Raw genomic sequence first — 16729 nt, forward strand, 5'->3', positions numbered from 1 at the left:
GTAAGCTCTACAGTGAGTAGTAAAACTGGATGTGCACCCCGAGCAGCTTCATGGGCGGGTGGCAACGCACGTAGAGAAGGAAGGTCCGTCTGTGATTTCGCAGGACCGAACCAGTAGCAAGCGCGTCAGGATCGCGAAGATCTCCAGCCTCTCGCTGGCCGGCGCCCTCCTACTGACCGGCTGTTCGGCAGAAGCCCAGAAGGGGTGGCTGCCGGCAGACCGGGACAACACGAACCACACCGGGATCATCACCGATCTCTGGGTCAACTCCTGGATCGCCGCGCTCGTGGTGGGGATCATCACCTGGGGTCTGATCATCTGGTGCATGGTGGCGTACCGCCGCCGGAAGAACGACACCGGGTACCCGCGGCAGCTCAGCTACAACCTGCCGCTGGAGATCTTCTACTTGACGATCCCGCTGTTCATGGTCCTCGTGTTCTTCTACTTCACGGAGCGGGACATCGCCACGATCGACGCCCGGCAGGAGAACCCCGACGTGATCATCGACGTCCAGGGCAAGCAGTGGTCCTGGGACTTCAACTACGTCAACGAGGACAAGTACTCCACCGGTGTCCAGGTGAGCCTCAACGGCGAGGAGGGCGTCCCCGAGCGTCTGCCCACCCTGTACCTGCCGGTCAACCGGTCCGTCGAGCTGCAGCTCAACTCGCGCGACGTGCAGCACTCGTTCTTCGTACCGGCATTCCTCCAGAAGCGCGACCTCTACCCCGGCCGCACCAACTACATCAACCTCACTCCCACCAAGGAGGGCGTCTTCGCCGGTAAGTGCGCGGAGTTGTGCGGTCAGTACCACTCCGAGATGCTCTTCAACGTCGAGGTGGTCTCCCAGGAGGAGTTCGACGCCCAGATGGCCCTGCTGGAAGACGGGCAGGTCGGCGACGACTACGGCCGCGACTCCTCTCCGGCGGATGTTCCCGATACCGACCCAGCCAGGAGCAGCAGCTGATGTCAACTTTCGAATACACCCTCGAGGAGGCCGGCACCGTCGCGGCCCCGCGTGTGGTGCCCAGGTCCAAGGGCCGGATCGTGGTCAGCTGGCTGACCTCGACCGACCACAAGACGATCGGGTACATGTACCTGATCGCGTCGTTCATCTTCTTCTGCTTCGCCGGGGTGATGGCGCTCATCATCCGCGCCGAGCTCTTCGAGCCCGGCATGCAGATCCTGCAGACCAAGGAGCAGTACAACCAGCTGTTCACCATGCACGGCACGGTGATGCTCCTGATGTTCGCCACACCGCTGTTCGCCGGGTTCGCCAACATCATCATGCCGCTGCAGATCGGCGCCCCGGACGTGGCGTTCCCGAGGTTGAACGCCCTCGCGTTCTGGTTCTTCCTCTTCGGTAGCACGATCGCCGTCTCGGGCTTCATCACCCCCCAGGGTGCGGCATCCTTCGGCTGGTTCGCCTACGCCCCGCTGTCGAGCACCACGTTCTCCCCGGGCGTCGGCGGGGACCTGTGGGTCTTCGGTCTCGCCCTGTCCGGGTTCGGGACCATCCTCGGTGCGGTCAACTTCATCACCACGATCGTGTGCATGCGTGCCCCGGGAATGACCATGTGGCGCATGCCCATCTTCACCTGGAACACCCTGATCACCGCGATCCTCGTCCTGATGGCCTTCCCCCCGCTCGCCGCGGCGCTGTTCGCCCTCGGTGCGGACCGCCGGTTCGGGGCACACATCTTCGACCCCGAGAACGGTGGGGCCATCCTGTGGCAGCACCTCTTCTGGTTCTTCGGTCACCCCGAGGTGTACATCATCGCGCTGCCGTTCTTCGGCATCGTCTCGGAGATCTTCCCGGTCTTCAGCCGCAAGCCGATCTTCGGCTACAAGGGTCTGGTCTACGCCACGATCGCCATCGCCGCCCTGTCGGTGACCGTGTGGGCACACCACATGTACGTCACCGGTGCGGTGCTCCTGCCGTTCTTCGCCTTCATGACCATGCTGATCGCGGTACCGACCGGGGTGAAGTTCTTCAACTGGATCGGCACGCTCTGGCGGGGCTCGCTGACGTTCGAGACCCCGATGCTCTGGAGCCTCGGATTCCTCGTCACGTTCCTCTTCGGTGGTCTGACCGGCATCATCCTCGCCTCACCGCCTCTGGACTTCCACGTCTCGGACACCTACTTCGTGGTGGCGCACTTCCACTACGTGGTGTTCGGTACCGTGGTGTTCGCGATGTTCGCCGGCTTCTACTTCTGGTGGCCCAAGTTCACCGGGAAGATGCTCAACGAGCGTCTGGGCAAGATCCACTTCTGGATGCTCTTCCTCGGCTTCCACGCCACCTTCCTCGTGCAGCACTGGCTCGGCGTCGAGGGTATGCCCCGGCGTTACGCCGACTACCTCCCGGAGGACGGCTTCACGCTGATGAACCAGTTCTCCACCGTCGGTTCCTTCGTACTCGGCGCCTCGCTGATCCCGTTCTTCTGGAACGTGTACATCACCTGGCGATCGGGTAAGAAGGTCGAGGTGGACGACCCCTGGGGCTTCGGAGCCTCGCTGGAGTGGGCCACCTCGTGCCCGCCCCCGCGCCACAACTTCACCTCGCTGCCGAGGATCCGCTCGGAGCGTCCCGCGCTCGACCTGCACCACCCCGAGCTGCAGCAGACGCACACACCCGATGACAACGTTGCCGGAGCTGCTATGGGTGCGGCCGACCGAGGGGATGCCAAGTCATGAGGATCGAGAAGAATCTCTTCCTGATCGGAGTACCGATCTTCGTGCCGGTGGCTCTGGTCTACGGATGGCTCAACGAGTGGAACGAATGGGTGGGCTTCCTGGGGATCCTGCTGGTGGGTGGACTCGCCGGCATGATCGGGTTCTACCTCGCGTTCACGGCGAAGCGGGTCGGTCAGCGTCCCGAGGACCGCCTCGACGCCGAGATCCACGAGGGCTCCGGGGAGCAGGGCCACTTCAGCCCGTGGAGCTGGTGGCCGCTGATGCTGGCCGCAGCTGCGGCGACCTCGTTCCTCGGGATGGCGGTCGGATTCTGGATCCTGTACATCGGGATGGGTATGGCCGTCATCGGCCTTGTCGGCTGGGTGTACGAGTACAGCCGTGGAGATCACGCACACTAGCGTCCTCGATCGGAAAGGAAGAGCCCGCCTCGAGCGGGCTCTTCCGCTTTAAGGAGCGAGCACCGGTTCCACGGATGGTCGGCACCGATCCGGGAGAGCCTCCTCCTCGGCCCTCCAGCGGGGTGAAGGAGCTTCATCCACCCCGCGGCGCACCCCGGGGCCCCGGAAGGATGTTATTCGGACTCCGTAGGCCCCTTCCCGTGGGTCTGCAGCGCCGTGGAGCGGTTCGGGAAGCTTCTCGCCTCCGGAGGTGTGGTCAGGCCGTCCGGTCGGGGTTCACGGGATGAAGATCGCGAATCCACTTCCGATGAGGGTACCCACCGCGTAGCCGGCCACCACCTGGGCCGGTGTGTGGGCCCCGAGCCGCACACGGGACCAGCCGACCGCGAATGCCATCACCGTCAGCGTCCATGCACCGGGGCCGATGAGCGAGATGCAGCCCACCGTCACGAACGCGGCGACCGCGGAGTGGGCTGAGAGCTTCCACCACAGGTTCACCACGAGGACGACGACGACACCTGCCACGGTGCAGAGCACCGTACCGGTCACGCGCCAGGGCGCGTCGAGGAGGACGAGCAGGACGATCCCGACCGAGATGGACACGAGGGTGGCGGCCAGGACCGGTGCCCGCTGTGCGCGGTCACTCAGATGATGATCGACGAGCACACCGCGTCGGACCAGGAGGAGCACCCCGCCGAGTGGGACAAGGGTGGTGAAGACGACGGCAGTACCTGCGTGGAGGGCCGACACGGGCCCTCGAGTGCCACCGAGGGCGGCGATCAGGATGAAGACGGTCACGAGGACTGCCGGCGCGCACAGCTCACTGATGACCCGTGCGAGCGGTGCGCTCCACCGGCGGTGGGGACGGATGGTCACTGGGGGAGACACGGAGGGCTTTCTCCTGGTGGGAACGTGGGGTGGGTTCACCTGGCACAGCATGAAGGGCCCGGACGAACACGTCCGGGCCCTTCATCGTTTCTCGTTAATCACGAACTACCGGCTGGTGATGGCCTCGCGGTCCTGAGCACCGGCGACTTCACCGTGGTGGTCGTGGTGGGACTCCTCGAGCTCCCTCGGGGTCACCGGTGCCACCCGGTCCTCGAAGAAGAAGCGGGACACGCGTCCGTGGACCTTGTCCACGAGACCGACCTTGCCGTTCGCGTCCGCCCGCGGGATAGATACCTCGGGGGAGTTGAAGCTCACGAGCTTGTACAGCTTGTAGTCGTCGACCGGCTCGTGGACCTCGATGAACTCACCATGGGGAAGGCGCACGATACGACCGGTCTCGCGGCCGTGGAGTGCGATCTCCCGATCCTTCCGCTGCAGGGCGAGAGCGATCCGGCGGGTCACCATGAAGGCGATCACCGGTCCGAAGATCACCAGGAAGCGCAGGACGTAGAGAACGTCGTTGAGCGACACCAGGAAGTGCGTGGCGATCAGGTCGGAGCTGGCAGCAGCCCACTGGATGCAGTAGAACACGACACCGGCCACGCCGATGGCGGTACGGGTGGGAGCGTTCCGGGGACGGTCCAGCAGGTGGTGCTCACGCTTGTCCTTCGTGATCCAGGCCTCGATCCACGGCCAGGTGAACATCAGCGCGAAGATGATGGTGGCCGGGACGAGTGCGGGGAACAGGACATTGAGGGACAGTGCGTTGTCACCCCAGGGGAAGGGGATCATGAACTCGAAGTCGAAGTTCGGCCCCAGCGTGCCGGGCATCAGGCGCAGCGCGCCGTCGACCCAACCGATGTACCAGTCGGGTTGTGTACCCGCGGAGACGGGGGAGGGGTCGTACGGTCCGTAGTTCCAGATCGGGTTGATCGTGAAGGCTGCGGAGATGGCGGCCAGCACGCCGAAGACGATGAAGAAGAAACCGCCCGCCTTGGCGGCGTAGACCGGACCGACAGGGTATCCGACCACGTTGGTGTTCGTCCGGCCCGGGCCAGGGAACTGGGAGTGCTTGTGCAGCACCACCATGAAGAGGTGGATGCCGATCATGAGCAGGATCACTGCCGGGATGAGCAGGATGTGCAGCACGTACAGTCGGCCGATGATCGCCGTGCCGGGGAACTCGCCACCGAACAGGAAGAAGCTCAGGTACGTCCCGACCACCGGGATCGCCTTCATGACCCCGTCGATGATGCGCAGCCCGTTGCCGGAGAGCAGGTCGTCGGGGAGCGAGTACCCGGTGAAACCTGCGGCGAGGCTCAGGATGAGCAGGACGCATCCGACCACCCAGTTGAACTCGCGGGGGCGGCGGAAGGCGCCCGTGAAGAAGACGCGGAGCATGTGCACCGCGACCGACGCCACGAAGAGGAGCGCCGACCAGTGGTGCACCTGTCGCATGAACAGGCCGCCGCGGATGTCGAACGAGATGTCGAGCGAGGACGCGTACGCCACCGACATCTCCACCCCACGCAGCGGCAGGTAGCTGCCCTCGTAGTGCGTCTCGGCCATGGACGGGTCGTAGAAGAAGGTGAGGAACGTTCCCGAGATGAGCAGGATGACGAAGGTGTAGAGGGCCACCTCGCCGAACATGAACGTCCAGTGGTCGGGGAAGATCTTCCGGCCGAATTCCTTCACGATCCCGGATCCGCCCACACGCGAATCCACATAATCGGTGACCTTCCCCACGCGCGTCTTCGGCACATAGGGTTGCGTCGCAGTCGAACTGCTCATGGTCAGCCTCGCTCCCAGAAACTAGGTCCTACGGGTTCTTGGAAATCGCTTGACGCGACGAGATAGCCCTCGTCGTCGACTTCGATGGGTAGCTGTGGCAGCGGGCGAGCAGCAGGGCCGAAGATCACCTTGCACTCCTGCTCCAGGTCGAAGGTCGACTGGTGGCAGGGGCAGAGCAGGTGGTGGGTGTGCTGTTCATACAGTGCTACCGGGCAGCCGACGTGCGTGCAGATCTTGGAATACGCGACAATTCCGTCGTAGCCCCAGTTCTCCCTACCGGGAGAGGGGTTGAGTTCCGAGGGGTCCAGGCGCATGAGCAGGACGACTGCCTTGGCCTTTTCCTCAAGCTTGTTCTCGACCTCGTTGAGTCCCTCGGGGATCACGTGGAACGCGGAGCCCCTCGTGACGTCCGAGGCGCGGATCGGCGTGCCGCTCGGGTCGCGGGTGAGGCGCACCCCTGCGTCCCACATCGTCTCCTTGAGCACGTTGCCCGGCAGCGGCCCGAGATCGCGGAAGATCGCGATGGCGGGAAGAGGTGCGAGCACCACGGCCCCCAGGAGGGTGTTGCGGATCAGCGGGCGGCGCTTGATACCGGACTCGTCGAGAATGTCGTTGACGATCTTCTCGGCGTCCTGACGGTCGTTCTCGGGACGGATCTCGTGGCGGCTCTCGGTGACCTCGTGGTCCGGCATGAGGGTCTTCGCCCAGTGCACGATCCCCACGCCGATGCCGAGCATCGCGAAGGCGGTGCCGAGGCCGAGGGTGAGGTTCTGCAGCCGCAGACGCGCGATGGTGTCGTTCAGGGGGATGAAGAAGTACCCCACGAAGAAGAGCAGGGTGCCGATCACGGAGATCGTGAACAGCAGCGCGACCTGTCGTTCGGCGCGCTTCTCGGCACGGGGGTCCCGGTCCGCCAGACGTGGTCGGTGCGGGGGAAGACCCGGGTTCTCGAACTCGTCGAGCTGCTGGCCCGGCGAGGCGAGGGTGACCGAGGTCCGCGAAGCGTCCTCTCTAGAGTCGGCCATGATCTTTTTCATCCTTCTTTAGATGCTGCATTCTCAAGCTCTTCGGGTAGTTCGTCCGCCGGAGGTGTGCGGATGGTCAGGAGGACCGCGACGTGAGCCAGACGGTGAAGGCGATGATCACACCGAGACCGGCGACCCAGATGAACAGCCCCTCCGACACCGGGCCGAGCGACCCGAGGGCGGCTCCGCCGGGGGAGCCCTGCGACTCGATGGTCTTGAGGAACGCGATGATGTCCTGCTTGTCCTCGGGGGTGATGTTCGCGTCGCTGAAGACAGGCATGTTCTGCGGTCCCGTGACCATCGCCTCGTAGATGTGACGCTCCGAGGTGCCGTCGATGGCGGGGGCGTACTTGCCACGGGTCAGTGCCCCACCGGCGGCGGCGGCGTTGTGGCACATGGCGCAGTTGACCCGGAACAGCTCGCCACCGTGGGCGGGGTCACCCTCGGAGGCATCGACCATCTCGTCGGTGGGGATCGCCGGGCCGGCGCCGAGGGAAGCGACGTACGCGGCCATCTGGCCGACCTGCTCGTCGGTGAACTGCACCGGCTTCACCTGCGCCTGGGGCCCGTCCATCTGCATGGGCATGCGCCCGGATCCCACCTGGAAGTCGACGGAGGCGGCACCGGCACCCACCAGCGACGGCGCTGCATCGGAGCCGGTGGCACCCATGCCGTGGCAGGAGGCGCAGTTGGCCGCGAACAGCTTGCCGCCCTCCTCGACGTCGTTCGCGGTGAAGGTGACGGCCTGTGCCTTCGCCTCGTTCGCGGAACTGGCCACGGCGTAGATTCCGCCGGTGACGAGGAGCGCCATCAGCAACAGTGCGACCGCTGCTAGAGGGTGACGCCGCCTCTGGGAAAGTGCCTTCACGGGATGCTTCCTGCCTTTTGTGGTACCAGAGCTGCGGGGGTTCTTCATTGAATTCTACCTCTAGTAGAAGAGTTTACGGGAGGCGATCACTGAAGGAAGTAGATGATGATGAACAGGCCGATCCAGACCACGTCGACGAAGTGCCAGTAGTAGGAGGTCACGATGGCCGAGGTGGCTTCGAAGTGGCCGAACTGGCGGGCGATGAACGCCCGGCCGATGATGAGGAGGAACGCGACCAGCCCGCCTATCACATGGATGCCGTGGAAACCAGTGGTCATGTAGAACGCCGAGCCGAAGGCGTTCGAGGAGAGCGAGATCCCTTCGGCCACGAGCTCCGCATACTCGAAGGCCTGCACGGACACGAAGATGGCGCCCATGAAGAAGGTGAGGATGAACCACTCCACCATGCCCCAGCGGCTCATGGCGAAAAGTCCGCCGGTGCGTCGCGGCTGCAGGCGTTCGGCCGCGAAGACGCCGAACTGGCAGCTGAAGGAACTCGACACCAGGATGATGGTGTTGATGAGGGCGAAGGGCACGTTCAGCTTCTCCGTCTCCATGGCCCAGAGCTCGCTGGAGGTGGAGCGGAGCGTGAAGTACATGGCAAAGAGGCCGGCGAAGAACATCAGCTCGCTCGACAGCCACACCACGGTCCCGACGGAGACCATGTTGGGGCGGTTGAGCGCAGGATGGGGAGCGGCGCTGGGGGCTTGGGTCGCAGATGTCACGGACTCATTATGTCCCCATGATCAGCACGATCACCAACGCGGAACGGCGTTCCCGTGTTCCCGTCGTCATGGACCGGTGGTCGGAGGCCCGCCATTCCGCGGAAGTACCCGGTACGGATCTTCTACGATTCGTAGATAATCTTGGACGGTGAGTCGAACTACGAGCCCCGCAGCGGTCGAACCCACCTGGCCGACGATCTTCGCGTCCCTCCTGGGCGGAGAGGACCTCAGTGCCGCACGGAGCCGCTGGGCCATGGACGAGATCATGGCGGGCGAGGCCAGCCCTGCCCCGGGCGCGGGCTTCCTGATCGCCCCCCGCGCGAAGGGGGAATCGGTCGACGAACTGCTGGGGCTGGTCGAGGCCATGCTCGGCAGGGCGCAGCGGATCGGGGTGACGGGGAGCACCCTGGACATCGTGGGGACCGGTGGCGACGGCCTCGGCACCCTGAACATCTCCACCATGTCCTCGCTGGTGGCGGTCGGCGCCGGCGCCAAGGTGGTGAAGCACGGCAATCGGGGCGCCTCCTCCGCCTCGGGCGCCGCGGACGTGATCGAGGAGCTGGGCGTGCGGCTCGACCTTGCTCCCGCTGACGTCGCCCGGACAGCGGAGCGCGCGGGGATCACCTTCTGCTTCGCGCAGGTGTTCCACCCGTCGATGCGGCACGTCGCCGTGCCCCGCCGTGAGTTGGGCGTGCCCACGACGTTCAACTTCCTCGGTCCGCTGAGCAATCCTGCGGGTGTCTCGGCGCAGGCGCTCGGGTGCGCGGATGCCCGGATGGCACCGCTGATGGCCGGGGTGCTGGCGGCACGGGGTGTCCGGGCACTGGTGTTCCGCGGATCGGACGGGCGGGACAAGCTGACCACCAGCGGATCGTCGACCGTCTGGGAGGTCCGGGACGGGCTGGTCGGTGTCCACGAGGTGCACCCCGACGACTTCGGTCTCGACGTGGTGTCGGTCGACGCCTTGCGCGGGACGGACGCGAAGGGCAACGCGGCGGTGGTGCGCGCCGTCCTGGCGGGGGAGGAGGGCCCGGTGCGCGACGCCGTCCTCCTCAACACCGCCGCCGGCCTCGTCGCGTCGGACGAGCGCGCGGAGGGCCCGCTCACGGAGCGGATCCGCGTCGCCATGGACCGGGCGCGCGAGTCGATCGACTCCGGCGCGGCCGGGCGTGCGCTCGTCCGCTGGGTGGAGGTCAGCCGGTCCTACTGACGTCCCGGCTCCGCGGCGATCGCCGACGGCAGGGGATCAGCTGTCGAAGCCGAGGGAGAAGGCCGCGTCGAGATCGTGCTGCGAGTAGGAGCGGAAGGCGATCTGCGTCGTCGTCGACCGGATCCCCTCCACCTTGGAGAGGCGGTCCGCGATCACATCGGCGAGATCCTCGTGACGGCTCACGCGGGCGATCGCGATCAGGTCCCACTCGCCTGTGACCGAGTAGACCTCGCTGATGCCCTCGATCTCGGAGATCGCCCGGGCACTCTCGGGGATACGCGATGCGTCGGTCTGGATGAGGACGAAAGCGGTGATCATGGCGTGCCTTTCGAGCGTGGGAGGTCGTCCACCACGCTACCGCGGCGCTGGCGGCGGCGTCGCAGGGCACCGACCAGGGCGCGCGGCAGGAGGAGGAAGATGCCGAGCACCAGCAGGGTGACCACCTGGAAGCTGAAGGCGACGCCGTCGCCGGACAGCGCGCGCAGGCCCAGTCCGAGGGCCACGGTCCCGAGCCACAGGACGACGGCGGTGGGCCGGGGCGCGGCCGGCGAGCGCCGGGCCCGCACCGCGAGCGCCGTGAGCGCATAGGCGAGGAGGAACGGCCACGCGGTGTCGAGCACACCGGGAAGGCTCACCCCGTGCTCGTGCGTCCGCCGCCCGGACGCCGCGAAGACGAGAATGAGGACGACGTCGACGACATGCCACCCGGGCACCGCACCCGACCGTCCGGGGTACGGCGAGGACGGGCGGGAGGTGTCGCTGCGGGGCATGGGGGACACCCTACTGGTTGTCGCGGACCGCACCCTGGACTAGGTTCGAGCCACGGACCGCGCACCCGCGGCTGGGACGAAGGACGGTTGCCGTGGGATCGATCACGCCGTGTCTCTGGTTCGACGGCCGGGCGGAGGAGGCCGCGATCCTCTACACCTTCGTGGTGCGCAACTCGCGCATCGTCCAGGTGTCCCGTGCGGGCCCGTCGGAGGACGATCCTGCTCTGGCGGTGTCCTTCGAGCTCGACGGACAGCCCTTCGTGGGACTGAACGGCGGACCGCTGTACTCCTTCACCGAAGCCGTCTCGTTCCAGATCCCCTGCGGGGGCCAGGAGGAGGTGGACCGGCACTGGGACGCCCTGACCGACGGCGGCGAGGCAGGGCGGTGCGGGTGGTTGAAGGACCGCTTCGGGGTGTCCTGGCAGATCGTCCCGTCGGCTCTCCCGTCGCTCATCGGAGGACCCGACGCCAAGGGGGCGCAACGTGCCGTCGCCGCGATGCTGACCATGCAGAAGCTGGACATCGCGGCCCTGGAGGCGGCCTACCTGGGCGCCTGACCGCGCAGTACGGGGCGGGACCACGGGGACGGATCCGACCTCCGGTCAGGGCAGCCTCGAGGGTCGGAGGACCGAGGCCATGGCTGCCCGTGCGGCATCGAGGGGCACCGGGCTCACGAGCACGGCCGGCCCGCGGCGGAGCGTGCCGCTGCTCAGCGGCCGGCAGCGCAGGCCTCCGCGGCCACGCATCGCCTTATGCGCGCCTGGGGCGAGCACGCGGTCCATCCAGGCGCACGGGTGGGCGTGGCGTCCGCCGTGGAGGTCCACCCGGCCACCCGCCGACTCGATCGAGAAGTCGTGCCCGATCAGGGGCGTGAGCTCGGCACCGCGCAGCACCACGTTGCGGCGGGGGGGCAGCGGGGCGCAGGGCTCCGCGCCGAGCTCCCCGGCAATCGCCTCCCGGGCCTCGACGGCGAACAGCGTCACGGCCGCGTCCATGTGCGCCGCCTTCCCGAAGAAGCGGTCTCCCACGATCCCCTTGCCGTCCACCACGTCCACGTGACCGGCATCTGTGGTGACGACGTCCGCGACGCCGTCCCGCGCCCGTCCGAAATAGGCGTGGGCGGGGGAGACGAGGAGGTGCAGGATCTCGACGTCGTACCGGTGCTCGGACATCATGCCCCCACGGTATCGGCTCACCACGCCTCGCCGGACACCGGGCACCGGGGCAGTCGGCGCATCCTGCAGGTCGATGCGGGGTGGAGACCCCAGGATGGACGGACGGATGGATGCTGTTCAGGGAACCGGAGGGGTCCGATCGGTTCGTGATGCTCTCGAGGGCCGCAGCCGCCGAGAACAGGAACTGCAGCATATAGGACGGCGGCGCAGCCCAGGGCGTGTCGTGATCGGTGCCGCTGCCCCGCGGAGGACAGGATGGCGGAGTGGATCGCCGGACCTTCATCAGCACACTCCTCGTCAGCGGTACGAGCATCGCTCTCACCGCCTGCACGACGCCGTCGTCCGCGCCCACGACGAGCGCACCCACGACGAGCGCACTGGCGCCGCCGTCGTCGCCGTCGGCCGTGCCGTCCGCGGCTCCGTCGCCGGCAGCGCCACCGGTTCCGGTCCCGTCGCCGCTTCCGCCCGTGGTCACGAAGATGCCATTACCGGCCGGTGTGATCACGGGGCTGCCCACGGCGGAACCCGTCCTCGCCTGGACGGTCGACGACGGGTCCGACGCCGAGGTCGTCCGCCTGTACATCGACTTCGCCCGGACGACCGGCACACGGCTGACGTTCTTCCTCAACGGCTCCTACCCGGCGTGGTCACAGCATGCGCGCCTGCTCCAACCCCTGGTCGCCTCGGGGCAGATCCAGCTGGGCAATCACACCTGGTCCCACGCCGACCTCACCGGTCTCGACGACGCCGGCATCGTCGACGAGCTGCAGCGCAACCACGATTTCATCGTCTCCACCTACGGCATCGACCCCCGCCCTTACTACCGGCCCCCCTACGGCTACCGGGATGGACGGACCGACGCAGCAGCCGCTTCGATCGGATACACCTGCCCCGTCATGTGGTACGGCTCCCTGGCCGATTCGGGTCTCCGCACCGATCAGGAGATCATCGATCTCGCCCACCGGTGGTTCCAGCCCGCCCACATCGTCATCGGGCACCTGAACTTCCTCCCCGTCACACGGGTCTTTCCCCACCTCCATCAGCTCCTGACCGACCGTGCACTGACGACCATCACCCTCGACGACCTCTTCCGGGCCTGAGAGTCCCGGGCCGTCGACCTTTCGCGGCACGCCGCGGGAAACAGATGACGGGTCCGACCGCGATCCACGACCCGGGAGGTTCCGTACTTCATCCTCGGCGGCTGCGTCGACGACGGAACCGTCGGGGATCGGCCTGGTGGGCGTCATGTGCACCGGCCCGTTCCCCGCTGACCGCCGGGGTGCGGTCGACGAGCACCCCGGCGTCCGCGCGGGGGCACAGGGTGTCGATGTCGCGGCGCAGGTCGGTGAGGACCACCGGAAGGGCCCGCAGCGGACGCAGGTGGGGACGGCGGGCGTGGTCGACGTCGTCCGGTGGGGTACGGGCCAGGCGGGCCAGGGCGTCCAGAGAGCACTCCATCCCTGCCGGAGTCATCCGCTCCGACCCGATGTGTTGGTGCGGAACCCCTTCGCGATCCGCGATCAGGTCCTGGTCCGGGGTCACCACGGCGTAGGCGAACGGCCACCGGCTGCCGGCTGACGGGTGCGCGAGGATGTCCAGGAGCGCATGGGCGGTGTCCCGGGCCTGCACCCAGGGGCTGCGTCGCAGCGCATGCCGGTTGCCCTGCCGGTCCGTGGAGTACCAGGGGCCTTTCCCGGACCGTCCGATCCGGCCCCCCTTGACCTCCAGGACGAGGATCGTGCCCTTCCACAGGACCACGAAGTCGGCCTCCCCCACCGCCTGCCCGGGGCGGCGGGGAAGACGGACCGAATGGTAGGCGACACCGTCGTCGGAGCAGACCGCGGTGAGGAGCCCGGCGACCCTGCGTTCGGCGTGGCTCCGGACGTCGACGTCCTCGGCGGGTGGGACCAGCCTCATGCATCCTCCGCCCTCCCGGTGCCCAGTGGGAACACGGTACGTCTGCTCCGGGTCGATGTCCTCGATCGTATCCTCGGGTCCCGTCACCGGGCGTCCGACGTGCAGCGGTGCAGGTCGACGGTGCAGGTCGACAGTGCCCCGGTCAGGCGGTGTAAGGGTCGCTGATGCCGATGTACTGGGTGGTGGTGTACTCGGCGATGCCCTCGGCTCCGCCCTCGCGGCCGAGACCCGAGTGCTTCACACCACCGAAGGGTGCGGCGGCATTGGAGATGACACCGGTGTTGAAGCCGACCATGCCGAACTCGATCTGCTCGGCGACGCGCAGCAACCGGTTCAGGTCACGGCTGTACAGGTAGGAGGCCAGCCCGTACTCGGTGGCGTTGGCCAGGGCGATGGCCTCGTCCTCCGTGGTGAAGGTGGTGACGGGGGCCACCGGCCCGAAGATCTCCTCGCGGAGGATCGCGGCGTCGTTGGGCACGTTGCCGAGGACGGTGGGCCGGTAGAAGTACCCAGGGCCCTCCACCGGTGCCCCACCGGTGACGGCGACGGCTCCGGCGGCCACCGCCGCACCGACGAGGGCATGGACGTCGTCGCGGGCGCCGGCGTCGATCAGCGGTCCCACCTGGGTGGACGGTTCGGTGCCACGTCCGGTCGAGAGCGCACCCATCACGGCGGCGAACTTCGCGGTGAACTCCTCGGCGACGCCCTGGTGGACGAGGAACCGGTTCGCGGCGGTGCACGCCTCGCCCATGTTCCGCATCTTCGCGGCCACGGCTCCGTCGACCGCCGCGTCCAGGTCGGCGTCCTCGAAGACGACGAAGGGCGCGTTGCCACCGAGTTCCATCGAGGTGCGCAGCACGTTCTGTGCGGCGTCGGCCATCAACTGCTTGCCGACGGGCGTGGACCCGGTGAAGGAGAGTTTCCGCAGGCGGGGGACCGCCAGCAGGGGCCGCGAGACCCCGGCGGCACTGGCGGGGGACCCCACGGGCAGGACGCCGGCCGGCAGACCGGCCTCGAGCATGGTCTGCGCGAAGAGGTGGGCCGTCAGCGGGGTCAGCTTCGCGGGCTTGAGGACCATGGTGCACCCGGCGGCGACGGCGGGTGCCACCTTGCGGGGGGCCATGGCGGGCGGGAAGGTCCAGGGGGGGATCAGCAGGCAGGGTCCCACCGGTTTGTGCTGGACGAGGATCCTGGTGGTGCCCTCGGGTGCGGTGAGGTAGCGGCCGTAGTCGCGGACGGTCTCCTCGGAGAACCAGCGCAGGAACTCGGCGCCGTACTTCACCTCACCGCGGGCCTCCGCCAGGGGTTTGCCCATCTCCAGGGTCATGAGCAGTGCGAAGTCCTCGGCGCGTCCGGTGACCAGGTCGAAGGCCCGCCGCAGGATCTCGGCCCGTTCCCGGGGAGCGGTCCGTGCCCAGGAGGACTGCGCCGCGGAGGCGGCATCGAGCGCTGCAAGGGCGTCGTCGCCGGTGGCCGAGGCGAGGGTGGCGAGTGTTGCGCCGGTCGCCGGGTCGTGGACGTCGAACGTGCCGCCGTCGGAGGCGTTCCGCCACCGGCCGTCGATCAGCACACCGGTGGGAACGGTGGCGAGGAGCCCGGATTCGCGGGCTGCGGTGGAGGCTGGTGCTGTCATGGGTGATCTCCTTCGATCGATGGCTGAAGTCAGTAGCCGGCGGGAGGGGCGCTGCCGTCGGCAGGGGGGACGAAGTTCGCGGCCAGGGCCTCGGACCCGCGGGCGAGCAGGGCGACGTCGGCCCCGACCAGGATGAACCGGGCGCCGGCGTCCAGATAGGACCGCGCGGTGCCGGGGTCGAAGGCGTTGACGCCGGCAGGTTTGCCGGTGCGCTGCGCGGCTGCGAGGCAGCGTTCCACGGCTGCTCGGACCTCGGGGTGCTCCTGTTGTCCGAGCAGTCCCATGGACGCGGCGAGGTCGGAGGGTCCGACGAAGATCGCGTCGACGCCGTCGACCGCGAGGATCGCCTCCACCGCGTCGACGGCTGCGGTGGACTCGATCTGCACGGTGACGCTGATCGTCGACGCAGCGGATCCGAGATAGCCCGGAACCCGGTTCCAGCGGGCGGCGCGCGCCAGGGCGGAACCCACACCGCGGACCCCCTCGGGCGGGTAGCGGGTGGCGGCGACGGCGGCCCGCGCGTCGTCGACGGTGTTGACCATCGGGATCAGGAGATTCTGCACCCCGAGGTCGAGGTACTGCTTGATGAGCACGGTGTCGTTGGCGGGTGGCCGGACCAGAGTCCGCACGGGGTACCCGTGGACGGCCTGGAGCTGCGCGAGGATCGATTCGAGCCCGTTGGGGCTGTGCTCGGCGTCGACGAGCAGCCAGTCCAGTCCGGCTCCGGCGCAGATCTCGGCGATCAGCGGGCTGCCGGAGCAGACCCACATGCCGGCCAGGGGGCGCTCCGCCTCCGTCAGCGCGACGGCGAAGGAGGGTGCTAGCGGAAGTGGCACGTCACTGCTCCCAGGGGTCCGTAGTCGGCGTGCACGGTGTCCCCGGCGGAGACCCACATGGGGCGGGTGAAGGACCCGGCGAGGATGATGTCGCCGGCCTTCAGGGTGTCCCCGTGGGGGGCGATCTTGTTGGCGAGCCAGTGCACGCCGGCGGCGGGGTGGTCGAGCACCCCGGCGGCGACGCCGGTCTCCTCGACCACCTGGTTCCTGTAGAGGATCGCGGAGACCCAGCGCAGGTCCACGGCGTCGGGGCGCACGGGTCTGCCGCCGATCACCATGGCGCCCATGGCGGCGTTGTCGGAGATGGTGTCCACGATGGTGCGCCCCTCCATCTCGATGCGGGAGTCCAGGATCTCCAGCGCCGGCACCACGTAGTCCGTGGCGTTCAGCACGTCGAAGAGCGAGCAGCCCGGACCTGCGAGGTCCTCCTTCAGCACGAACGCGAGTTCCACCTCCACCCTCGGGTGCGTGTAGCGCTCCCACTCCACGGAGCACCCGGTCTCGAGGACCATGTCGTCGAAGATGGCGCCGTAGTCCGGCTCGGTGATGCCGGTGGCCGCCTGCATGGCGCGGGAGGTGAGACCGATCTTCCGTCCCACCAGCGTCCGGCCGGCGTCCTCGTTGCGCTGCCGCCACAACCGCTGCACGGCGTAGGAGTCCTCCACCGCCATGCCCGGGTAGCGCGCGGTCAGCAGCGGGACGGGAACCCGGCTCCGGCCGGCCTCCAGCAGTTCATCGGCGATCGCCTCGATGGTCGCGGGGTCGAGCATCACGTACTCCTCACGTGTTCAGGGGATTC

The 16729-nt window shown here is 67.8% G+C and carries 18 protein-coding genes; 6 read left to right on the plus strand and 12 right to left on the minus strand.

The window, feature by feature from the left end:
- Positions 1-91 precede the first annotated feature (91 nt).
- The 3 genes from ctaC to AC792_RS13255 are packed head-to-tail and all read left to right on the plus strand — an operon-like array spanning position 92 to position 3092.
- Complete coding sequence (ctaC, locus tag AC792_RS13245) at positions 92-964, plus strand: aa3-type cytochrome oxidase subunit II (RefSeq protein WP_049830977.1); 873 nt, start codon at positions 92-94, stop codon at positions 962-964.
- Entirely contained in the window at positions 964-2694 is a 1731-nt protein-coding gene (gene ctaD, locus AC792_RS13250) for an aa3-type cytochrome oxidase subunit I (protein WP_049830978.1), read from the plus strand. Before ctaC ends, ctaD begins: the two co-directional genes overlap by 1 nt.
- On the plus strand, positions 2691-3092 hold the full coding sequence (locus tag AC792_RS13255) for a cytochrome c oxidase subunit 4 (RefSeq protein WP_049830979.1): 402 nt from the start codon (positions 2691-2693) through the stop codon (positions 3090-3092). The genes ctaD and AC792_RS13255 overlap by 4 nt, the downstream gene beginning before the upstream one ends.
- A gap of 276 nt (positions 3093-3368) precedes the next feature.
- Here the strand turns inward: AC792_RS13255 and AC792_RS13260 are convergent, their stop codons facing one another.
- The 5 genes from AC792_RS13260 to ctaE form a co-directional block, all read right to left on the minus strand.
- Positions 3369-3980: a phosphatase PAP2 family protein gene (locus AC792_RS13260; protein WP_160317648.1), complete on the minus strand. Its 612-nt coding sequence runs from the start codon at positions 3978-3980 to the stop codon at positions 3369-3371.
- A gap of 105 nt (positions 3981-4085) precedes the next feature.
- The gene (gene qcrB, locus AC792_RS13265) at positions 4086-5771 is read right to left on the minus strand and encodes a cytochrome bc1 complex cytochrome b subunit (protein WP_049830981.1); all 1686 of its coding nucleotides are present in this window, start codon (positions 5769-5771) and stop codon (positions 4086-4088) included.
- 2 nt (positions 5772-5773) lie between these two features.
- On the minus strand, positions 5774-6796 hold the full coding sequence (qcrA, locus tag AC792_RS13270; RefSeq protein WP_049830982.1) for a cytochrome bc1 complex Rieske iron-sulfur subunit: 1023 nt from the start codon (positions 6794-6796) through the stop codon (positions 5774-5776).
- 76 nt (positions 6797-6872) lie between these two features.
- On the minus strand, positions 6873-7664 hold the full coding sequence (gene qcrC, locus AC792_RS13275; RefSeq protein WP_049830983.1) for a cytochrome bc1 complex diheme cytochrome c subunit: 792 nt from the start codon (positions 7662-7664) through the stop codon (positions 6873-6875).
- Between the two features lie 86 nt (positions 7665-7750).
- Positions 7751-8389, minus strand: coding sequence for an aa3-type cytochrome oxidase subunit III (ctaE, locus tag AC792_RS13280; RefSeq protein WP_082177742.1), 639 nt, complete (start codon positions 8387-8389; stop codon positions 7751-7753).
- A gap of 148 nt (positions 8390-8537) precedes the next feature.
- Here ctaE and trpD point away from each other — a divergent pair, with 148 nt between their 5' ends.
- A complete protein-coding gene (gene trpD, locus AC792_RS13285) occupies positions 8538-9599 on the plus strand; it encodes an anthranilate phosphoribosyltransferase (RefSeq protein WP_049830984.1) in 1062 nt (353 codons plus the stop codon).
- 36 nt (positions 9600-9635) lie between these two features.
- Here trpD and AC792_RS13290 read toward each other — a convergent pair whose 3' ends face one another.
- Positions 9636-9917, minus strand: a complete 282-nt coding sequence (locus AC792_RS13290; RefSeq protein ID WP_049830985.1) for an Lrp/AsnC family transcriptional regulator — start codon at positions 9915-9917, stop codon at positions 9636-9638.
- On the minus strand, positions 9914-10369 hold the full coding sequence (locus AC792_RS13295) for a DUF3054 domain-containing protein (RefSeq protein ID WP_082177743.1): 456 nt from the start codon (positions 10367-10369) through the stop codon (positions 9914-9916). The genes AC792_RS13290 and AC792_RS13295 overlap by 4 nt, the downstream gene beginning before the upstream one ends.
- Before the next feature lie 92 nt (positions 10370-10461).
- On the opposite strand from AC792_RS13295, the gene AC792_RS13300 reads away from it, so the two are divergent.
- Positions 10462-10926 (plus strand): VOC family protein, encoded by a 465-nt coding sequence (locus tag AC792_RS13300; RefSeq protein ID WP_049830986.1) that lies wholly within the window; start codon positions 10462-10464, stop codon positions 10924-10926.
- Positions 10927-10971: 45 nt separating this feature from the next.
- On the opposite strand, the gene AC792_RS13305 is transcribed toward AC792_RS13300, so the two are convergent.
- Positions 10972-11544, minus strand: a complete 573-nt coding sequence (locus tag AC792_RS13305; protein ID WP_049830987.1) for an MOSC domain-containing protein — start codon at positions 11542-11544, stop codon at positions 10972-10974.
- A gap of 263 nt (positions 11545-11807) precedes the next feature.
- On the opposite strand from AC792_RS13305, the gene AC792_RS13310 reads away from it, so the two are divergent.
- Positions 11808-12644: a polysaccharide deacetylase family protein gene (locus AC792_RS13310; protein ID WP_082177744.1), complete on the plus strand. Its 837-nt coding sequence runs from the start codon at positions 11808-11810 to the stop codon at positions 12642-12644.
- Positions 12645-12732: 88 nt separating this feature from the next.
- Here AC792_RS13310 and AC792_RS13315 read toward each other — a convergent pair whose 3' ends face one another.
- The 4 genes from AC792_RS13315 to hpaH all read right to left on the minus strand — a co-directional run bounded on the left by AC792_RS13315 (position 12733) and on the right by hpaH (position 16700).
- The gene (locus tag AC792_RS13315; protein ID WP_049830988.1) at positions 12733-13461 is read right to left on the minus strand and encodes a nuclease-related domain-containing protein; all 729 of its coding nucleotides are present in this window, start codon (positions 13459-13461) and stop codon (positions 12733-12735) included.
- Between the two features lie 142 nt (positions 13462-13603).
- Positions 13604-15094 (minus strand): NAD-dependent succinate-semialdehyde dehydrogenase, encoded by a 1491-nt coding sequence (locus AC792_RS13320; protein WP_049830989.1) that lies wholly within the window; start codon positions 15092-15094, stop codon positions 13604-13606.
- Between the two features lie 29 nt (positions 15095-15123).
- Entirely contained in the window at positions 15124-15864 is a 741-nt protein-coding gene (locus tag AC792_RS13325; RefSeq protein ID WP_049831053.1) for an HpcH/HpaI aldolase family protein, read from the minus strand.
- A 50-nt stretch (positions 15865-15914) separates the two neighbouring features.
- A complete protein-coding gene (hpaH, locus tag AC792_RS13330; RefSeq protein WP_049830990.1) occupies positions 15915-16700 on the minus strand; it encodes a 2-oxo-hept-4-ene-1,7-dioate hydratase in 786 nt (261 codons plus the stop codon).
- Positions 16701-16729 lie beyond the last annotated feature (29 nt).

This window comes from Arthrobacter sp. RIT-PI-e, assembly GCF_001187915.1.
GTDB lineage: Bacteria > Actinomycetota > Actinomycetes > Actinomycetales > Micrococcaceae > Arthrobacter_D.